This window comes from Pseudomonas sp. GW823-FHT02C02 (assembly GCF_058797635.1).
Genome location: NZ_JBXAJV010000023.1, coordinates 29,850 through 48,760, shown reverse-complemented (window position 1 = coordinate 48,760; position 18,911 = coordinate 29,850). Strand labels below are relative to the sequence as shown.

Genomic DNA, 18,911 nt, shown 5'->3' with positions numbered 1-18,911 from the left:
ACGCGGGGCTCTCTACTATCGGTTCATCGCCTGTTTGCCCGACAGGCATCGACCCAGACAGAGGCCCACCATGATCTACGCACAACCCGGAACACCCGGCGCCGTCGTTTCCTTCAAAGCGCGCTACGGCAATTTCATCGGCGGCGAGTTCGTTGCCCCGGTCAATGGCGAGTACTTCACCAACACCTCGCCGGTCACCGGTGAAGTCATCGCCGAATTCCCGCGTTCCAACGCCGCCGACATCGAAAAAGCCCTCGACGCTGCCCATGCGGCGGCGGATGCCTGGGGCAAGACCTCGGCCCAGGATCGCTCGTTGGTGCTGCTGAAAATTGCCGACCGTATCGAACAGAACCTGGAAATCCTCGCTGTCACCGAAACCTGGGACAACGGCAAGGCCGTGCGCGAGACCCTGAACGCCGATGTGCCGCTGGCCGCCGACCATTTCCGTTATTTCGCCGGCTGCATCCGCGCCCAAGAGGGCGGCGCCGCCGAGATCAATGAGCTGACCACCGCCTATCACTTCCACGAGCCGCTGGGCGTGGTCGGGCAGATCATCCCGTGGAACTTCCCGCTGCTGATGGCCGCCTGGAAACTCGCCCCGGCCCTGGCTGCCGGCAACTGCGTGGTGCTCAAACCCGCCGAACAGACGCCGCTGTCGATCATGGTCTTCGCCGAGCTGATCGCCGACTTGCTGCCACCCGGCGTTTTGAACATCGTCCAGGGCTTCGGCCGTGAAGCGGGTGAGGCGCTGGCCACCAGCAAGCGCATCGCCAAGATTGCCTTCACCGGTTCCACGCCGATTGGCGCGCACATCATGAAATGCGCGGCCGAGAACATCATTCCGAGCACCGTCGAGCTGGGCGGCAAGTCGCCGAACATCTTCTTCGAAGACATCATGCAAGCCGAGCCGCAGTTCATCGAGAAGGCCGCTGAAGGCCTGGTGCTGGCGTTCTTCAACCAGGGTGAGGTCTGCACCTGTCCGTCCCGGGCCCTGGTGCAGGAGTCGATCTACGACGACTTCATGAAAGTGGTGATGACGAAGATCGTCAAGATCAAGCGCGGCAACCCGCTGGACACCGAAACCATGGTCGGCGCCCAGGCGTCCGAGCAGCAATACGACAAGATCCTCTCGTACCTGAAAATTGCCCAGGAGGAGGGTGCCGAACTGCTCACCGGCGGCGCGGCCGAGCGTCTGGAGGGCGACTTGTCCAGCGGCTATTACATCCAGCCGACCCTGCTCAAGGGCCACAACAAAATGCGCGTGTTCCAGGAAGAAATCTTTGGCCCGGTGGTGGGTATCACCACCTTCAAGGACGAAGCCGAAGCTCTGGCGATTGCCAACGACAGCGAGTTCGGTCTCGGCGCCGGCCTGTGGACCCGCGACATCAACCGCGCCTACCGCATGGGCCGGGCGATCAAGGCCGGGCGGGTCTGGACCAACTGCTACCACCTGTACCCGGCGCATGCGGCGTTCGGTGGCTACAAGAAGTCCGGTGTCGGCCGTGAAAACCACAAGATGATGCTCGACCATTATCAGCAGACCAAAAACCTGCTGGTGAGCTACGACATCAACCCGATGGGCTTTTTCTGATCCCCTAGGCACACCGCAATCCCCTGTGGGAGCGAGCCTGCTCGCGAAGGCGGCCTGACAGTCAACATCATGTTGAATGTGCTGGCCTCTTCGCGAGCAGGCTCGCTCCCACATTGGTTTTTGAGTGCTTGACGACCCCCTACCAACGCACGCCGCCACCTCGTTCGAAAGTAGCATTCGGTCGTCTAGCGCCCCGTGCATTAATGGCTTTACCGGAATGTCCCGGCACAAGAAGAGGATTGACCCATGTGGAATAAACCCGCGTTTACCGATCTGCGCATTGGTTTTGAAGTGACGATGTATTTCGCCAACCGTTGATTGTCCACCCGGCCAGCCGTCGCGTTGGCCGGGCCTGCCTTCTGGAGCCTCCCATGCACATCCGCGTTCTCGGTTCCGCCGCTGGTGGCGGTTTTCCGCAATGGAACTGCAACTGCCGCCAATGCGCCGGGATGCGCAATGGCAGCCTGCGGGCGCAACGGCGCACGCAGTCGTCGATTGCCCTGAGCGACAACGGTGTGGAGTGGGTGCTGTGCAATGCGTCACCGGACATTCGCGCGCAGCTTGAAGGTTTCCCGGCGCTACAACCGGCCCGTCGCTTGCGCGATACGGCGATCGCCGCAGTCGTGCTGCTGGACAGCCAGATCGACCATTGCACCGGTCTGTTGAGCCTTCGCGAAGGCTGCCCGCATTCGGTCTGGTGCACGGAACGCGTGCATCAAGACCTGAGCAGTGGTTTTCCCTTATTCACCATGCTTGAGCACTGGAACGGCGGGTTGCACTGGCAACCGGTCGGGCTGGACCGTGAACCATTCCGCATCAAAGCCTGCGAACACCTGCAATTTCGCGCGATTCCCCTGGTGAGCAACGCGCCGCCGTACTCGCCCAATCGCGGCCATCCGCAACCGGGCGACACCATCGGTTTGTTTATCGAAGACCGGCGCAGCGGCGCCAGCGTGTTCTACGCCCCGGGCCTTGGGCAAATCGACGACGAAGTGCTGAGCTGGATGCGGCGCGCCGATTGCCTGCTGCTGGACGGCACCCTGTGGCGCGACGACGAGATGCGCGTGTGTGAAGTCGGCCAGAGCCTGGGCAGTGAAATGGGGCATCTACCGCAAAGCGGTGCTGGCGGGATGCTTGAAGTGCTGGAAGGGTTTACCCGTCAACGCAAAGTGCTGATCCACATTAACAACACCAATCCGATCCTCGATGAAGACTCGGCTGAGCGCGCGTTGCTGGCGCGGCGGGGGATTGAGGTGGCTTTTGATGGCATGAGTATTGAGCTGTAGCTCATGGCCTCTTCGCGGGCGAGCCTCGCTCCTGCAAGTTTTGTGTCGTGCGCCACTTCTGCAGTCGGCGAAACCTTGTAGGAGCGAGGCTTGCCCGCGAAGGTGTCAGCCGTAACACCGAGAAATCCGGAGAACCGCAATGACTGAGCAACCCATGTCCCCCGCCGAGTTCGAGCAAGCCCTGCGCGCCAAAGGCGCCTATTACCACATCCACCACCCGTTCCATCAAGCCATGTACGCCGGCCGTGCTACCCGCGAGCAGATTCAGGGCTGGGTCGCCAATCGCTTCTACTACCAGGTGAACATCCCGCTCAAGGATGCCGCGATCCTCGCCAACTGCCCGGACCGCGACGTGCGCCGTGAATGGCTGCAACGCATCCTCGACCACGATGGCGTCCCCGGCAGCGAAGGCGGCATTGAAGCCTGGCTGCGTCTGGGTGAAGCGGTGGGGTTGGACCGTGAACAAATCCTTTCTCAGGAATTGGTGCTGCCTGGCGTGCGCTTCGCGGTGGACGCCTACGTCAATTTCGCCCGTCGCGCCTGTTGGCAGGAAGCGGCCAGCAGTTCGCTCACCGAACTGTTCGCGCCGCAGATCCATCAGTCCCGACTCGACGCCTGGCCCACCCATTACCCGTGGATCGACCCGGCCGGTTACGACTATTTCCGCACGCGCCTGAGCCAGGCGCGGCGCGATGTCGAGCATGGTTTGCGCATCACCCTGGGGCACTACGCCACGGTCGAAGGCCAGCAACGCATGTTGGAGATTCTGCAGTTCAAGCTCGACGTGCTGTGGAGCATGCTCGACGCGATGAGCATGGCCTATGAGCTGGGTCGGCCGCCGTATCACACCGTCACCAAGCAGAATGTCTGGCACCGGGGGATCGCCCTGTGAACCTGATCGAACAGCCACCCGGTCCGCCCTTGTGGTTATTGGCCGAGCTGACCTATCGCTGCCCGTTGCAATGCCCGTATTGCTCCAACCCGCTGGATTTCGCCCAGCAAGGCGAGGAATTGAGTACCGAAGAATGGATTCGGGTGTTCCGCGAAGCCCGGGAGATGGGCGCGGCGCAACTGGGTTTTTCTGGCGGTGAACCATTGGTGCGACAGGACTTGGCCGAGCTGATCAAAGCGGCGCGGGACATGGGTTATTACACCAACCTCATCACCTCGGGCATCGGCCTGACCGAGCAGAAAGTCCGCGACTTCAAGGTCGCCGGGCTGGACCACATCCAGATCAGCTTTCAGGCCGCCGACGAGCAGGTCAACAACATGCTCGCCGGCTCGCGCAAGGCCTTCGCCCAGAAGCTCGCCATGGCCCGAGCAGTCAAGGCCCAGGGTTACCCGATGGTGCTGAATTTCGTCACCCACCGGCACAACATCGACCAGATCGCGCAGATCATCGACCTGTGCCTGGAACTGGAAGCGGACTTCGTCGAGCTGGCCACCTGTCAGTTCTACGGCTGGGCCGAGCTCAACCGCGTCGGCCTGTTGCCGACCCGCGAGCAATTGCAGCGTGCCGAGCGCATCACCAACGAATACCGCGAGCGGCTCGAGGCCCAAGGGCATCCCTGCAAGCTGATCTTTGTCACCCCGGATTACTACGAAGAGCGCCCCAAGACCTGCATGAACGGCTGGGCCAACCTGTTTCTCGACATCACCCCGGACGGCACGGCACTGCCTTGTCACAGCGCCCGCCAGTTACCGGTGGAGTTTCCCAACGTGCGCGAGCATAGCGTCTCGCACATCTGGACCGAATCCTTCGGCTTCAATCGCTTTCGTGGCGATGACTGGATGAAAGAGCCGTGCCGCTCCTGCGATGAGAAGCACAAGGATTTGGGTGGGTGTCGCTGCCAGGCGTTCATGCTGACCGGTGATGCCGAAAACGCTGACCCGGTGTGCAGCAAGTCGGCGCACCACGGGGTGATCCTCAAGGCCCGCGACGAAGCGGACGCGCCGGGGCAGGGCATGGAGCACCTTACGTTGCGTAACGAGAAAGCATCGCGGCTGATCTATCGCGGATAAACCAAGGACGACACAAATTCCCTGTAGGCGTGAGCCTGCTCGCGACGAGGCCTGCACATTCAACATCTACATTGCCTGACCCACCGCTTTCGCGAGCAGGCTCGCTCCCACAGGGGATTTGCGGTGAATACAATATCGGCCTGCTTGCTACCCATTGGTCTGATTGCATTCGCGTCGGGATGGGTTAGTGTGGTTCTACCTTCAAAACAATAAAAACAGGCTTTCCAATGAGCCAGAGTCTCAGCCAGCTGCGTAAATTCGTTTCGCCTGAAATCATCTTCGGTGCCGGTTGCCGGCATAACGTCGGCAACTGCGCCAAAACCTTTGGTGCGCGCAAGGTGCTGGTGGTCAGCGACCCCGGTGTGATTGCCGCCGGTTGGGTGGCCGATGTCGAAGCCAGCCTGCAAGCCCAGGGCATCGATTACTTTCTCTATAGCGACGTGTCACCCAACCCGCGGGTCGAGGAAGTCATGCTCGGCGCCGAGTTGTACAAGGAAAACCACTGCGATGTAATCGTCGCGGTCGGCGGTGGCAGCCCGATGGATTGCGGCAAAGGCATCGGCATCGTCGTCGCCCATGGGCGCAACATCCTTGAATTCGAAGGCGTCGACACCATTCGTGTGCCCAGCCCGCCGTTGATCCTGATTCCGACCACCGCCGGCACCTCGGCCGATGTCTCGCAATTCGTGATCATTTCCAACCAGCAAGAACGCATGAAGTTCTCCATCGTCAGCAAGGCCGTGGTGCCGGACGTGTCGCTGATCGACCCGGAAACCACCCTGAGCATGGACCCGTTCCTGTCGGCCTGTACCGGCATTGATGCGCTGGTGCATGCCATCGAAGCGTTCGTCTCCACCGGCCACGGGCCACTGACCGACCCGCACGCCCTGGAAGCGATGCGGTTGATCAACGGCAACCTGGTGCAGATGATCGCCAACCCGGGCGACATCGCCCTGCGCGAAAAAATCATGCTGGGCAGCATGCAGGCCGGACTGGCGTTCTCCAATGCGATTCTGGGCGCGGTGCACGCGATGTCCCACAGCCTCGGCGGCTTCCTCGATTTGCCCCACGGCTTGTGTAACGCGGTATTGGTGGAACACGTGGTGGCGTTCAACTACAGCTCGGCGCCGGATCGCTTCAAGGTGATCGCCGAGACCCTCGGCATCGATTGCCGTGGCCTCAATCACCGGCAGATCAGCGGACGGCTGGTCGAGCACCTGATCGCCCTGAAACACGCGATCGGCTTCCATGAAACCCTGGGGTTGCACGGGGTCAGCACCGCGGACATTCCGTTCCTGTCGCAACACGCCATGCACGACCCCTGCATCCTCACCAACCCGCGCGAATCCAGTCAGCGTGATGTCGAGGTCGTCTATGGCGAAGCCCTCTGACGAGCAGCAACGCGCGCTCGCCGGGCTACTGGGATTAGGCAGCCACTCGGCGCGCAAGAGCCATTACCCGGAACTCGCCGCACGGCTGGACGAGTTGGAAGCCGAGCGCAACCGCTACAAGTGGCTGTTCGAAAACGCCGTGCACGGGATCTTCCAGGCCAGCCTGCTGCAAGGCATGCGCGCCGCCAACCCGGCGCTGGCACGAATGCTCGGCTATCAGGACCCGCAAGAAGTGTTGTTTTCGCTGGCGGACCTGGCGAGCAACCTGTTTGTCGGCGGTGCCCGGGAGCTGGAGAACATCGGCGAAATCCTCCGCCACCAAGGCAGCCTGCACGGTTATGAAACCCAATTGCGGCGCAAGGACGGCAGCAGCCTCGACGTGTTGATGAACCTGTTGCTCAAACCCGATCAGGAAGGGCTGGTAGAGGGCTTTGTCGCCGACATCACCGAACGCAAAATCGCCCAGCAGCGCCTGCAACAACTCAATGACGAATTGGAGCAGCGGGTGACCGCGCGCACCGACGAACTGCTCGAAGCCAATCGCAACCTGCAACAGCAGATCACCCAGCGTAAACAGATCGCAGAAGCGTTGCGCGACGCCCGGGACGCCGCCGAAGCCGCCAACCGCAGCAAGGACAAATACCTCGCTGCCGCCAGCCATGACTTGCTGCAACCGCTCAACGCCGCGCGTTTGCTGATCTCGACGTTACGCGAGCGCAAATTGCCGGATGTCGAGCAGGTGCTGGTGGAGCGCACGCACCAGGCCCTGGAAGGCGCTGAAGATTTGCTCACCGATTTGCTCGACATTTCCCGGCTCGATCAGGCCGCCGTCAAGCCGGACGTCGCGTTGTACCGCCTCGACGAATTGCTCGCGCCGCTGGTCTCGGAGTTCCAGTCGGTGGCCGAGGCAGCCGGGTTGAACCTGCGGGTGCACATGGGCGACTACGCCATTCACACCGACTTGCGCTTGATGACCCGCATCCTGCGCAACTTTCTCAGCAACGCCTGCCGATATACCGATGAGGGCTGCATTCTGCTGGGGGCCAGACGGCGCGGCAACATGCTGCGCCTGGAAGTGTGGGACACCGGGCGGGGGATCGCGGCGGACCGGCTGGACTCGATCTTCCTCGAATTCAATCAACTGGACGTCGGGCGCGCCGCTGACCGTAAGGGCGTGGGGCTCGGACTGGCGATTGTCGAGCGTATCGCCAAGATCCTCGGCTATAAAATCGGCGTACATTCGCGCCCGGGACGCGGTTCGATGTTCAGCATTGACGTGCCGATTTCCCATGAGATTCCGCTACCGATCAGTCTGGCCGCGCCGCAGCCGGGTACGGGTAACCCGTTGCCGGGCCGGCGCCTGCTGGTGCTGGACAACGAAGTGAGCATTCTGGAGAGCATGAGCGCGTTGCTCGGGCAGTGGGGCTGTGAGGTGGTCATTGCCACGGATGAACACTCAGCGCTGGCGGCCTTGCAGGGGCGGGCGCCGGAACTGATCCTGGCGGACTACCACCTCGATCACGGGGTGGTGGGCTGTGATGTGGTGCGGCACTTGCGCGAGCATTTCAACCGGACGATTCCAGCGGTGATCATCACCGCCGACCGCACCGACCAATGTCGGCGCTCGTTGCAGCGACTCGACGCGCCGCTGCTGAACAAGCCGGTGAAACCCGGCAAGTTGCGTGCAGTGCTCAGTCAGATGTTGGGCTGATCAAGCGGGCGATAGTGCAGGCTGAAACCCAGTTCGGTGGATTGACCTTGCTCCAGCAGACGCAGCCCCGGCCGACCCGGCAAGTGGTGGGCGTTGACCGGATGGCTGACCGGTTCGATGCAGAAAAAACCCAGGCCCACCGGGCAGTAGAGCAGGTAGTTATCGCTGCCGGTGGCCTGGCATTCCAGTTCATAACCGAGCTCGGGTTGCTGGATCAGGCAATGACCGTCCCATTCGCAGAAACCGTTGTCGACCAGCGTGTCCGGTAGGGTTTTAAGCTGATGAAAGTCCCACTCGTCGGGCACGTCCATCCGTTCGGTCGGCAGTTTCGATTGATCGCATAACCAGACTTTTTCCGCTTGAGCCTTTAGTCGCGTGCCGGCGGTGCGCGGAAAGTACGGGTGCAGGCCTAGCCCATGCCACGCGGGGTGTTTGGCCAAGTGGGTGACGTGCAGATCGATACTCAATCGGCCCTCTTTCAGATGAAACCGCTGCCGGGCGCGATAGGCGAAGGGGGCAATGCTGTTGAGTTGCAGGACGACTTCGTCATGGGTCTGCGACATCACCTGCCACGGTTGTTGCCAGGCGCTGCCGTGAATCGGTAACGGATCGGTGAGGCTGTTGGGCGTCAAGGCGAGCCAGCCTTCGGGGCAGTCAAAACCTCCTTCGGCGATGCGGTTAGACCAGGGGACCAGGGGATAGCAGCCCAGCTTGCCCGGCAGGCCGGTATTCAGCGCATGGGCGTCGTTGTGGCGCAGCAGCGGTTGCCCGGTACTGCGAACGGTCCAGTTGACAACGCTGCCGCCGAGTTCGGGGGCGAGGGTGAGGTGGGTGAGTTCGTCTTTGAGTTCGAGAATTTCTGGCGTCATGTTGACCCGCGATATTCAGGTTTTTCGGTAAGGGGTGAACAGGCTGTTTGTAGGCGCCAGGCTTGCCGGCGAAGGCCCACTCAGGGACGCTTTCGCCGGCAAGCCTGGCGCCTGCAGAAAAGGTTTTACAACACCAAATTTGGCAACCACAGCGACAGCGCCGGAATGTAGGTCACGGCCAAAAGCACCAGGAACAGCACGGCATAGAACGGCAGCAGTGCCTTCACGGTTTTTTCGATACTGACTTTGCCCACGGCCGACCCCACAAACAATACCGCGCCCACCGGCGGCGTGATCAATCCGATCCCCAGGTTCACCAGCATGATCATGCCGAACTGCACCGGGTCAACGCCAATGCCCAGAATCACCGGCATCAGGATCGGCGTCAGGATCAGGATCAGCGGCGCCATGTCCATCACGGTGCCGAGCAACAGCAGCATGACGTTGATGCACATCAGAATCACGTAACGGTTGTCCGACAGGGTCAGGAACATCGTGGTGATCTTCGACGGAATCTGCATCAGCGTCATGATGTAGCCGAAGCTCGCCGCGAAGCCGATCAGGATCATCACGATCGAAATCGTCCGCACGGTGCGGTGCATCAGCTTCGGCAGTTCACTCCACTTGTAGTCGCGGTAGATGAACATGGTCACGAAGAACGACCACAGCACCGCAATTGCCGCCGATTCGGTAGCGGTGAAAATACCCGAGAGAATCCCGCCGAGGATGATGACCATCGCCATCAGGCCCCACATGGCTTCGCCGCAGATTTTCAGCGCCTGCTTCAAGGGGATGACTTCGCCCTTGGGGTAGTTGCGCTTTTTCGCGAAGATCAGGCACAGCACCATCAGGCACGCGCTCATCAGCAGCCCGGGGACGACGCCGGCCATGAACAGCGACGCAATCGACACCGTGCCGCCAGCGGCCAGTGAGTAGAGCACCGAGTTGTGGCTGGGCGGGGTCAGTAGCGCTTGCACCGAGCCGCTGACCGTGACGGCCGTGGCAAACTCCCGCGGGTAGCCGCGGCGTTCCATCTCAGGAATCAGCACCGAGCCGACCGAGGCGGTGTCCGCCACCGAAGAGCCGGAGATTGCGCCGAAGAAGGTCGACGCCATGATGTTGACCAGCGACAAGCCGCCACGGACAAACCCGACCAGCACACCGGCAAAGGCCACCAGCCTGCGGGACATGCCGCCCTCAGCCATGATCGCGCCGGCCAGTACGAAGAACGGAATCGCCAGCAACGAGAATTTGTTCACGCCGCCGGCGACCTGAATCATCAGCGCCTGGAACGGGATGTCGATCCACCACGCACCGATCAGGGCAGAAAGCCCCAGTGCGTAAGCGACCGGCATGCCGATCAGGATCAGTGCAATAAAACTGCCCAACAGAATCAACGCGTCCATTCAGGCAGCCCCTTCGCTTTCTTCAACCAGGTCGAAACGCACGACCCGACGGTTGCTCTGGTCACCGAGCAAGAGTTTTTCCAGGACAAAGATCAGCGTCAGCAACCCGCCAATCGGGATCGGCATGTAGGTGATGCCCACGCGCAGCGTCGGCATGGCGCTCATGAACTGGTTCCAGGTCGACAGGCAGAGCTTGGTGCCCCAGATAGTCATGAACAGGCAAATAGTCGCCATCAGCAGTTGCGAGACAATCGCCATCGCATTGCGCACTCCGGGGGGCATGCGGTCGGTGAGCATGGCCACGGCCATGTGCGCGCCGGCGCGGTAGCTGGCAGCGGCGCCGATGAAGGTGAAGACCATCATCAGCAAGATGGCGGTGGGCTCCGGCCAGCTTGAGCCGGTGCCGAGGACGTAACGGGCAAAGACGCCCCAGGGAATGATCAGGGAAATGGTCAGGACCGACAGACCGGCTACCCAGATGCAGGTCATGTAAATTTTGTCGTTGATGCGTAGCAGTAGATTCTTCATCGGGTTTCACCGTAACCGGGCGCGCACTGACTTATACCCACGTCAATGGCGCCGGGCCTTTCATGAGGTCAAGGAGGGTTACTGAACGGCTTCGATGCGCTTGATCAGGTCGGCATAGGGTGCGCCGTATTTTTCGCGGATCGAGGCGGTTGCCTCATAGAAAGGTTTCTTGTCGACGGTGATGAACTTGACCCCGGCGGCCTTGAGTTTTTCTTCACTGCTGGCCGTCTTCGCGTCCCACAAGATGCGTTCTTGCGCCTGTGCGGCTTTGGCGGCTTTCTTCACCAGCGTCTGCTGCTCGGGGGTGAGTTTTTCCCAGGTGATTTTCGACATCACGATAGGCTCGGGCAGGATCAGGTGGCCGGTCAGGCTGTAGAACTTGGCGTTTTGATAGTGGTTGTGCTCAAGCAGCGTTGGCGGGTTGTTTTCTGCGCCATCGATCACACCGGTCTGCAAGGCACTGAAGATTTCGCCAGTGTCCATCGCGATCCCGTTACCGCCCATGGCGTTGATGGTTTCGATGAACATGGGGTTGCCCATTACGCGGATCTTCATGCCTTTGAGATCTTCGGGGTTGTTGACCGGTTTTTTGGTGTAGATGTTGCGAGTACCGCCATCCATCCACGCCAGGGCAACCAGGCCAAACTCGGAATCGGTGATTTTGGCCAGGATCTCGTCGCCGACTTCACCGTCAATGACCTTGCGCATGTGCGCCTGGTCGCGGAACACGAACGGCATGTTGAACACATTCACGTCCGGCACCACCGGCCCGACGATACCGAGGCTGACCCGCGCCATCTGAATGGCGCCGACCTGGGCTTGTTCAACCACTTCTTTTTCCGAGCCGAGCACACCGCCGGCGAACATCTTGAAGGTCAGGGCGCCGTTGCTGTCGGCCACCAGAGTTTTACCCAGTTGCTCCTCGGCCACCACGGTCGGATAACCAGTGGGGTGGATGTCGGCGAACTTGATTTCCAGCGCCTGAGCGGCACTGCTGAGGGTGAAGGCCAAAGGGAGTGCAGCGGCGAGCAAGGTGCGTTTGAAGTCCATGGGGGTGTCTCCAGTTTGTTATTTTTTTTGTATTCAAGGCGCAAGGGTGTAGCAGAAGCGGTTAAAGCAGATCGTTGAACAGCGGTTCCGGTAAACCTTTGACGCCGGGATTGAGCGCAAACACGCCGCCGGCCAGTGAGTGCGGGTCATCGTCGTCACCGGGGCGGATCGAGGTCACGAACAGCGTGTCCAGTCGACTGCCACCGAAGGCGCACATGGTGGTTTTTTTCACGGGTACGGCGAGGGAGCGGTCCAGTCGACCGTCCGGGGTGAAGCGGTGAATCAGCCCGGCGTCGTTAGCGCAGATCCAGTAGCCGCCTTCGGCATCGACCGCAGCGCCGTCGGGGCGTCCGGGGAACTGATTCATGTCGACGAACAACCGCCGATTGGATGGCGTGCCGCTGTCGATGTCGTAATCGAAGGCCCAGATCTGCTGGACCAGGGGATGGGAATCAGACAGGTACATCGTCCGGCCGTCCGGGCTGAAGCCCAGGCCGTTGGGCACAATGAACCCGCCGAGTTGCGCTTCGAGCGGTCCGCGTTGCCCGGCGCTGTAGCGATACAACGTGCCATCGGCGGCGTTGGCGCCCATGTTCAGCACCATGCTGCCGGCCCAGAAACGGCCCTGACGATCACAGCGACCGTCGTTCAGGCGCATGTCGACGCGGGCGTGATCGACGTGGGCCAGCAGTTCGCTGTCGAGGCTGCCGTCGTTGTGCGGCTGCAAATGGAAGAAGCCGCTTTCCATCCCGGCCACCCAACCGCCATTGCGGTGACGGGCGATGCAGGCGAGCATTTGCGGGGCTTTCCAGGCATTGACATGACCGCTGTCGGCGCTCCAGCGCTGCAATCCACCGGCAGGAATATCCACCCAGTACAGGGCGTTTTCCTCAGGGACCCAGACCGGGCTTTCTCCTACCGCGTTACGGGCATCAACAATCAATTCGGCTTGCATGGCAACTCATTCCCTTGGATTTTTGTTGTGGGGATCAAGTGAAGTCAGCGGCTTCAGTCACCGAACGGGCCGGACGCCACAAACGCGCCGCCCTGGTAAACCATGCCCGGGTCGTCCGCCGCAGGCATCGGCTGCGCTTCGACTTTTTCGCGGAACACTTCAGAGCTGTCCTGCGGTGCATAGCCCAAGGCGGTCGCGAAACGGTTGTCCCACCAGACGTTCTTGTTGTCGGACATGCCGTACACCACGGTGTGCCCGACGTTCGGCGCGTACAGCGCGCGTTCGAGCAAGTGGGTCAGGTCGCCGAAACTCAGCCAGGTGCTCATCATTCGGCGGTTCTGCGGTTCCGGGAACGAGGAGCCGATGCGGATGCTGACGGTCTCGATGCCGTAGCGATCGAAATAGAAACTGGCCATGTCTTCGCCGTAGGACTTGGACAAGCCGTAATAGCTGTCCGGGCGGCGAGGGCAGTGGGCGTCGATGATTTCGCCCTGCTTGTAGAAACCGATGACGTGGTTGGAACTGGCGAAAATCACCCGTTTCACGCCATGGCGGCGTGCGGCTTCGTAGATGTGGAAGACGCCACAGATGTTGGCACCGAGGATCTCTTCAAACGAGTGCTCCGTCGAGACGCCGCCAAAGTGCAGGATCGCGTCCACCCCTTCGACCAGCTGGTGGACGGCCTGCTTGTCCGCCAGGTCGCATTTGACGACTTCTTCGCGGTCATCGGTGGCGGGGGACATGTCGGCGATGTCCGACAGGCGAATGACATTGGCATAAGGGCGCAGGCTTTCGCGTAGCACTTTACCGAGGCCACCGGCGGCACCGGTCAGCAACAGGCGATTGAAAGGGGCTGTGGAAGTGGTGGTCATGGGAGTCCCTTGGGGCGCTATTATTGTTGTAGGTTGTCGTATGACTTTGTTGAAGTATCGTAAGGCTTTCCGAGTCTTGTCAACGCGACTTTGGTTGAAAATGACGGAGGGTCATTTCACACATCCCTGTGATAAGAGGATCTTCTGACCACAGGATTGATGTGAGCCCGCAAGGGATGTCTGCCTTACAGCAACGAAATCGGGTAGCTGATGAAAATGCGGTTTTCATCGAATTCGTTGGTGCTGAAGCTCTTGCGGATGGTCGCGTTGCGCCATTTGACGTTGAGGTTCTTCAGCGGGCCGCTTTGCACGGTGTAGGCCAGTTCCGACTCGCGGCCCCACTCCTTGCCATCGGTGATCGTCCCGGTGTGCACGTTATCGCCGCTGATGTAGCGGTTCATCATCGTCAGGCCAGGGACGCCGAGGGCGACGAAGTTATAGTCGTGACGCAACTGCCAGGATTTTTCCTTGGCGTTGTCGTAGCTGGAGTTGTAGCTGTCGTTGGCCAGGGTGCCGCCGCTGGTGCCGTTGACCCGCATCCAGACATCGTCGCCGCTGAGTTTTTGCAGGCCGACGTAGAAGGTGTTGCCGCCATATTTGGCCGAGAGCATGGCGAATGCGGTTTTGTTGTCGAGGTCGCCAGCGAAAGCGCTGCCGTCTTCCTTGCCGATGAAGTAACCGAGGTTGGCGCCCAGGGTCCAGTCGCCGATGGGCTGGCTGTGGCTCAGGTTGAAATATTGCTGCTGGTAAATGTCGCTGAGTTCCGAGTACCAGACGCCGACCTGGGTGCGCTTGTCGTTGAACGCGTATTCGCCGCCGCCGAAGTTGAAGCGGTCCGAGGTGAACGCGGCCTTGGTGTTCATGGACATGTCTTCCATGCTCGCATCGTTGCGCGGGCTGTTCTGGCGGAACTGGCCGCCGTAGAGCGTCAGGCCGCTGATCTCGGTGGACGTCACCTGGCCGCCACGGAAGGTTTGCGGCAGCGAGCGGCCGTCGTCGGAGCGCAGGATCGGCAGCACCGGCATCCATTCCCCGACCTTCACTTCGGTTTTGGAGATTTTGCCTTTGAGGGCCACGCCCATGCGGCCGAAATTGTCGGCCGGGCGGCCGTCGTCGTGGATCGGCAGCAGCTGGGTGCCGCCTGTGCCTTTGCCGCCGTCGAGTTTTTGCGAGTACAAGCCCAGCACATCCACACCGAAACCGACCGGGCCCGGGGTGAATCCGGACCTGGCGTCGAGGATGAAGTTTTGCGTCCATTCCTCAGCCTTGCCCTGGGGATAGGCCGGGTTGGTGTAATTGCGATTGATGTAGGCGTTACGCAGGTTCAACGTGGCTTTGGCGTCATCAACGAAACCTTCTGCATAGCTGGTCATCGGCAAGGCGAAGGCCAGGCCGCTGCAACCGATCAGGCTCAGGGTGGTGCGGCATACAAAGGTCGGGCGAGGGGTGCTGGCGAAGGAATTGCGGACGAGTTTGCTCACAGTGACGCTCCCTTGTTTCTTGTTGTTTTTATTTTTTGTCATACGTCGTCGTACAACATTGGGGCGATTATTTGCGGGGCTTTCAGGGATTGTCAATCAGAAGTTATACGATGACTTGCGCCGGTGTGCTCGAATCCCTGTGGGATCCGGTTCGGCTCACGATTGTCGGGGGCAAGGAGCCGAGGAGACACCGCTGCTGCCTCGGAGGCCGGTCGAAAGGAGCGCCGGTTTACCTGCGAGTGAAGTTTCGTTTTTCCCTTGTCGCCGCGAGCTAGAGCGGATGCTAGTCTTGGCCAACGCTGTTGTCAGGGAGCCCTCATGGGCAATCACAAGATCGAGATTCGTCGCAGTAACGTCGAGAAGATTTTGCTGGGGGCCGAAAAGGTCTTCGCCGAAAAAGGCTTCGGCGGCACCGCCATGGCCGACATTGCCGCCGAAGTGCAACTGCCGCGCTCCAACCTGCATTACTACTTCAGCACCAAAAGCGAGCTGTACAGCGCCGTGCTGTTGGGTTTGCTGGAAGTGTGGAAGCAGGACGCGCTGTGCTTCGAGATGTTCGATGATCCGCGCGTAGTGCTCAGCAGCTACATCCGCGCCAAGATGAACCACTCGCGCAGCCGGCCTTATGGGTCAAAAGTCTGGGCCAATGAAATCATCCACGGCGCCCCCACCCTGGGCGTGGCGCTGGACGCGAGCCTGTACGACTGGGCCAAGATGAAAGAAGCGAAAATCCGCCAGTGGGTGGACGACAAACGCATCCTGCCGGTGGAGCCTTCAAGCCTGCTGTACATGATCTGGGCGTCGACCCAGCATTACGCGGACTTTGATCATCAGGTGAATATCCTCAACGACCATCAGCCGCTGTCGGACATGCAGTTCGAACGGGCGGTGCAGACGGTGACGAGTGTGATTTTGCGCGGGATCGGGTTGGAGCCTTGAGGTTTGCGGTGCAGCTGACAGCCTCTTCGCGGGCAAGCCTCGCGCCTACAGGGCCAGCGTCGATTAATTAATCGTGGATCGACACAAAACCTGTAGGAGCGAGGCTTGCCCGCGAAGACGCAGGCGAAGGCTCAGGCGACGCAGATCTCAAACGGCAACATGGTAGGGATTTCGTGGGTCATGATTCCAATCCAGAAACGGCTTGCCGTTCTCCATCGGCACCATCTCGATGCAATCCTCCACCGGGCAGGTGATCTGGCACAGGTTGCAGCCGACGCACTCATCATCAATCACTTCATACTTATGCGTTCCGTCCGCTTGCTTCAAACTGGCTACCGCCTGGTGCGAGGTATCTTCGCAAGCAATGTGGCAGCGTCCGCAGCCAATGCACGCGTCCTGATCAATCTTCGCAATCACTTGATAGTTGATGTCCAGGTACTTCCAGTCCGTGGTATTGCCCACTGCGCGACCGGAAAACTCCGGGATGCTGGCGTAACCCTGACTGTCCATCCAGCGTGACAGACCGTCCTTCATCTCCTCGACAATCCGGAAGCCATGCAGCATCGCCGCGGTGCACACCTGGACCGAGCCGCTGCCCAGGGCGATGAATTCCGCGGCATCACGCCAGCTGCCAATGCCGCCAATGCCGGAGATCGGCAAACCCTGAGTCTGCGGATCACGAGCGATTTCGGCGACCATGTTCAGCGCAATCGGCTTCACTGCCGAACCGCAATAACCACCGTGGGTGCTTTGGCTGCCCACGGCGGGATTGGCGACCATGCGCTCCAGATTGACGCTGGTGATCGAGTTGATGGTGTTGATCAGCGACACCGCATCGGCCCCGCCGCGATGGGCTGCACGGGCGGCGACGCGGATGTCGGTGATGTTCGGCGTGAGCTTGACGATCACCGGCAGCGAGCAATAGGTCTTGCACCAACGGGTGACCTGCTCGACGTACTCCGGCACCTGGCCGACCGCCGCGCCCATGCCGCGTTCCGGCATGCCGTGGGGACAACCGAAGTTCAATTCGATGCCGTCGGCGCCGGTGGCTTCCACCAGCGGCAGGATGAACTTCCACGACTCTTCGACGCAGGGCACCATCAGCGACACGATCAGCGCGCGGTCCGGCCAGTCCTTTTTGACCTGGGTGATTTCCCGCAGGTTGATCTCCAGCGAGCGGTCGGTGATCAGCTCGATATTGTTGAAGCCCACCACTTCACGGTTGGCACCGAAGAGCGCGGAGTAACGCGACGACACGTTCACCGCTGCCGGGTCTTCACCCAGGGTTTTCCAGACCACGCCGCCCCAGCCAGCCTCGAAGGCACGAACCACGTTGTAGGCCTTGTCGGTCGGCGGCGCGGAGGCCAGCCAGAACGGATTCGGCGATTTGATGCCGGCGAAGACAATCGAAAGATCGGCCATTTACGCAGCCTCCACGTTGAGCATCAGTTGAGCGTTGATGGCCTCGGCCGCCCGTTTGCCATGCTGCACGGCTTGCACGGTGAGGTCCTGATCGAGGCTGGTGCAGTCGCCACCGGCATACACGCCGGGAATGCTGGTACGCAGCTGTTCATCGACCTGGATTCGATCACCCTGGCGTCTGAGTTCGCGTGCCAGCGGATCGGCGAGGGCGCTGGCATCGAAGGCCTGACCGATGGCTTTGAAGATCGCGTCGGCGGCCAGCTCGAAGGTTTCGCCGGTGGTTTGCAGACGACCGTCCACCAGGTGCGTGCGGGCGAAGCGCATGCCGCGCACGTTGCCTTGGTCATCGAGCAGCACTTCTTCGGGTTGCGCCCACGTCAATAAGCGCACCTGATTGGCCTTGGCGATGTCCTGTTCGTGACCGGTGGCGCCCATTTCCTCGACACCACGGCGGTACACCAGATTCACGTCGTGAGCGCCGAGGCGGGCCATTTGCACGGCCATGTCGATGGCTGTATTGCCGGCGCCGAGGACGATGCAATGATCAGCCAGCGGCAATTGGCTCAGGTCATCGGCCTGACGCAGTTCGCGGATGTAATCGGTGGCAGCGAGCAGGCCGGGGGCGTCTTCGTGAGGCAAACCGAGTTGCTTGCTGGCGGCCAGGCCGAGGCCAAGGAACACCGCGTCGAATTGCTGATGCAGTTCGCTGAGGGTCAGGTTTTCGCCGAGTTTCTGGCCGTGACGGATTTCGATGCCGCCAATCTGCAGCAGGAACTCAAGCTCCTTCTGCGCATAGTCATCCACCAGTTTGTACTTGGCGATCCCGTATTCGTTGAGGCCGCCAGCCTTTTCCCGTGCTTCGAAAATCACCACGTCGTGGCCATGCATCGCACTGCGGTGAGCGCAGGACAACCCGGCCGGGCCGGCACCGACCACAGCGATGCGTTTGCCGGTGGTGGCGGCGCGCTGGAAGGGGTGTTCGCTGAAGTGCGCGTTGTCGACGGCGTAACGTTGCAACAGGCCGATCAATACCGGTGCGCACTCGTGGTCGTTGTTGCGCACGCAGGCTTGCTGGCAGAGGATTTCCGTCGGGCACACCCGTGCGCAGCTGCCGCCGAGGATGTTCGCGGAGAGGATTTTCTGCGCGGCGCCCTGGACGTTGTCCTGATGGATATTGCGGATGAATGACGGGATATCGATCTCGCTCGGGCAGGCATTCACGCACGGCGCGTCGTAGCAATACAGGCAGCGCGAAGCTTCCAGATGCGCCTGACGGTCGTTGAGTGGCGGTGCCAGGTCGGTGAAGTGGCCGGCGAGGGCGGCCGCATTCTCATAGGGATGCGGGAGGTGGTTCAGGGACTTGATCACGGTGTTGGCCTCACGGTTAT

The 18,911-nt window shown here is 60.9% G+C and carries 17 protein-coding genes; 8 read left to right on the top strand and 9 right to left on the bottom strand.

The window, feature by feature from the left end; genetic code table 11:
- Nucleotides 1-70: 70 nt before the first annotated feature.
- From exaC to AC1ROI_RS30185, 7 genes are all read left to right on the top strand, one after another.
- Nucleotides 71-1,591: an acetaldehyde dehydrogenase ExaC gene (gene exaC / locus AC1ROI_RS30215; protein WP_077749287.1), complete on the top strand. Its 1,521-nt coding sequence runs from the start codon at nt 71-73 to the stop codon at nt 1,589-1,591.
- A gap of 246 nt (nt 1,592-1,837) precedes the next feature.
- Complete coding sequence (gene pqqA / locus AC1ROI_RS30210; RefSeq protein WP_010455123.1) at nt 1,838-1,909, top strand: pyrroloquinoline quinone precursor peptide PqqA; 72 nt, start codon at nt 1,838-1,840, stop codon at nt 1,907-1,909.
- A gap of 53 nt (nt 1,910-1,962) precedes the next feature.
- A complete protein-coding gene (pqqB, locus tag AC1ROI_RS30205) occupies nt 1,963-2,877 on the top strand; it encodes a pyrroloquinoline quinone biosynthesis protein PqqB (protein WP_010455121.1) in 915 nt (304 codons plus the stop codon).
- Between the two features lie 139 nt (nt 2,878-3,016).
- Nucleotides 3,017-3,769: a pyrroloquinoline-quinone synthase PqqC gene (pqqC, locus tag AC1ROI_RS30200; RefSeq protein ID WP_010455119.1), complete on the top strand. Its 753-nt coding sequence runs from the start codon at nt 3,017-3,019 to the stop codon at nt 3,767-3,769.
- Nucleotides 3,766-4,899 (top strand): pyrroloquinoline quinone biosynthesis protein PqqE, encoded by a 1,134-nt coding sequence (pqqE, locus tag AC1ROI_RS30195; protein ID WP_010455116.1) that lies wholly within the window; start codon nt 3,766-3,768, stop codon nt 4,897-4,899. The genes pqqC and pqqE overlap by 4 nt, the downstream gene beginning before the upstream one ends.
- Nucleotides 4,900-5,126: 227 nt before the next feature.
- A complete protein-coding gene (ercA, locus tag AC1ROI_RS30190; protein WP_010455114.1) occupies nt 5,127-6,290 on the top strand; it encodes an alcohol dehydrogenase-like regulatory protein ErcA in 1,164 nt (387 codons plus the stop codon).
- Nucleotides 6,274-8,001 carry a hybrid sensor histidine kinase/response regulator gene (locus AC1ROI_RS30185; RefSeq protein ID WP_010455112.1) on the top strand — a complete coding sequence of 576 codons (1,728 nt, stop codon included), beginning with the start codon at nt 6,274-6,276 and terminating at the stop codon, nt 7,999-8,001. Before ercA ends, AC1ROI_RS30185 begins: the two co-directional genes overlap by 17 nt.
- Here the strand turns inward: AC1ROI_RS30185 and AC1ROI_RS30180 are convergent.
- The 7 genes from AC1ROI_RS30180 to AC1ROI_RS30150 form a co-directional block, all read right to left on the bottom strand.
- Nucleotides 7,986-8,870, bottom strand: a complete 885-nt coding sequence (locus AC1ROI_RS30180; protein WP_102594345.1) for an aldose 1-epimerase — start codon at nt 8,868-8,870, stop codon at nt 7,986-7,988. The genes AC1ROI_RS30185 and AC1ROI_RS30180 overlap by 16 nt on opposite strands.
- A gap of 125 nt (nt 8,871-8,995) precedes the next feature.
- The gene (locus tag AC1ROI_RS30175; protein ID WP_010455107.1) at nt 8,996-10,276 is read right to left on the bottom strand and encodes a TRAP transporter large permease; all 1,281 of its coding nucleotides are present in this window, start codon (nt 10,274-10,276) and stop codon (nt 8,996-8,998) included.
- On the bottom strand, nt 10,277-10,804 hold the full coding sequence (locus AC1ROI_RS30170; RefSeq protein ID WP_010455106.1) for a TRAP transporter small permease: 528 nt from the start codon (nt 10,802-10,804) through the stop codon (nt 10,277-10,279).
- Nucleotides 10,805-10,882: 78 nt separating this feature from the next.
- The gene (locus AC1ROI_RS30165) at nt 10,883-11,854 is read right to left on the bottom strand and encodes a TRAP transporter substrate-binding protein (RefSeq protein ID WP_010455104.1); all 972 of its coding nucleotides are present in this window, start codon (nt 11,852-11,854) and stop codon (nt 10,883-10,885) included.
- Between the two features lie 61 nt (nt 11,855-11,915).
- Nucleotides 11,916-12,809 carry an SMP-30/gluconolactonase/LRE family protein gene (locus tag AC1ROI_RS30160; RefSeq protein ID WP_102595155.1) on the bottom strand — a complete coding sequence of 298 codons (894 nt, stop codon included), beginning with the start codon at nt 12,807-12,809 and terminating at the stop codon, nt 11,916-11,918.
- 53 nt (nt 12,810-12,862) lie between these two features.
- Nucleotides 12,863-13,681, bottom strand: coding sequence for an NAD-dependent epimerase/dehydratase family protein (locus AC1ROI_RS30155; protein ID WP_010455099.1), 819 nt, complete (start codon nt 13,679-13,681; stop codon nt 12,863-12,865).
- 185 nt (nt 13,682-13,866) lie between these two features.
- Nucleotides 13,867-15,162, bottom strand: coding sequence for an OprD family porin (locus AC1ROI_RS30150; RefSeq protein ID WP_010455098.1), 1,296 nt, complete (start codon nt 15,160-15,162; stop codon nt 13,867-13,869).
- A 318-nt stretch (nt 15,163-15,480) separates the two neighbouring features.
- Here AC1ROI_RS30150 and AC1ROI_RS30145 point away from each other — a divergent pair, with 318 nt between their 5' ends.
- Nucleotides 15,481-16,101 carry a TetR/AcrR family transcriptional regulator gene (locus AC1ROI_RS30145; RefSeq protein ID WP_010455096.1) on the top strand — a complete coding sequence of 207 codons (621 nt, stop codon included), beginning with the start codon at nt 15,481-15,483 and terminating at the stop codon, nt 16,099-16,101.
- A 147-nt stretch (nt 16,102-16,248) separates the two neighbouring features.
- On the opposite strand, the gene preA is transcribed toward AC1ROI_RS30145, so the two are convergent.
- Nucleotides 16,249-17,523, bottom strand: coding sequence for an NAD-dependent dihydropyrimidine dehydrogenase subunit PreA (gene preA, locus AC1ROI_RS30140; protein ID WP_010455094.1), 1,275 nt, complete (start codon nt 17,521-17,523; stop codon nt 16,249-16,251).
- On the bottom strand, nt 17,524-18,891 hold the full coding sequence (locus tag AC1ROI_RS30135) for an NAD(P)-dependent oxidoreductase (RefSeq protein WP_010455093.1): 1,368 nt from the start codon (nt 18,889-18,891) through the stop codon (nt 17,524-17,526).
- Between the last annotated feature and the right edge of the window lie 20 nt (nt 18,892-18,911).

Coding starts and splice junctions, on each gene's coding strand:
- AC1ROI_RS30170 (WP_010455106.1), bottom strand. CDS start 10,804: ATGAAGAATCTACTGCTACGCATCAACGACAAAATTTACATGACCTGC.
- AC1ROI_RS30165 (WP_010455104.1), bottom strand. CDS start 11,854: ATGGACTTCAAACGCACCTTGCTCGCCGCTGCACTCCCTTTGGCCTTC.
- AC1ROI_RS30155 (WP_010455099.1), bottom strand. CDS start 13,681: ATGACCACCACTTCCACAGCCCCTTTCAATCGCCTGTTGCTGACCGGT.
- exaC (WP_077749287.1), top strand. CDS start 71: ATGATCTACGCACAACCCGGAACACCCGGCGCCGTCGTTTCCTTCAAA.
- AC1ROI_RS30175 (WP_010455107.1), bottom strand. CDS start 10,276: ATGGACGCGTTGATTCTGTTGGGCAGTTTTATTGCACTGATCCTGATC.
- AC1ROI_RS30160 (WP_102595155.1), bottom strand. CDS start 12,809: ATGCAAGCCGAATTGATTGTTGATGCCCGTAACGCGGTAGGAGAAAGC.
- AC1ROI_RS30180 (WP_102594345.1), bottom strand. CDS start 8,870: ATGACGCCAGAAATTCTCGAACTCAAAGACGAACTCACCCACCTCACC.
- pqqC (WP_010455119.1), top strand. CDS start 3,017: ATGACTGAGCAACCCATGTCCCCCGCCGAGTTCGAGCAAGCCCTGCGC.
- pqqB (WP_010455121.1), top strand. CDS start 1,963: ATGCACATCCGCGTTCTCGGTTCCGCCGCTGGTGGCGGTTTTCCGCAA.
- AC1ROI_RS30145 (WP_010455096.1), top strand. CDS start 15,481: ATGGGCAATCACAAGATCGAGATTCGTCGCAGTAACGTCGAGAAGATT.
- AC1ROI_RS30185 (WP_010455112.1), top strand. CDS start 6,274: ATGGCGAAGCCCTCTGACGAGCAGCAACGCGCGCTCGCCGGGCTACTG.
- ercA (WP_010455114.1), top strand. CDS start 5,127: ATGAGCCAGAGTCTCAGCCAGCTGCGTAAATTCGTTTCGCCTGAAATC.
- preA (WP_010455094.1), bottom strand. CDS start 17,523: ATGGCCGATCTTTCGATTGTCTTCGCCGGCATCAAATCGCCGAATCCG.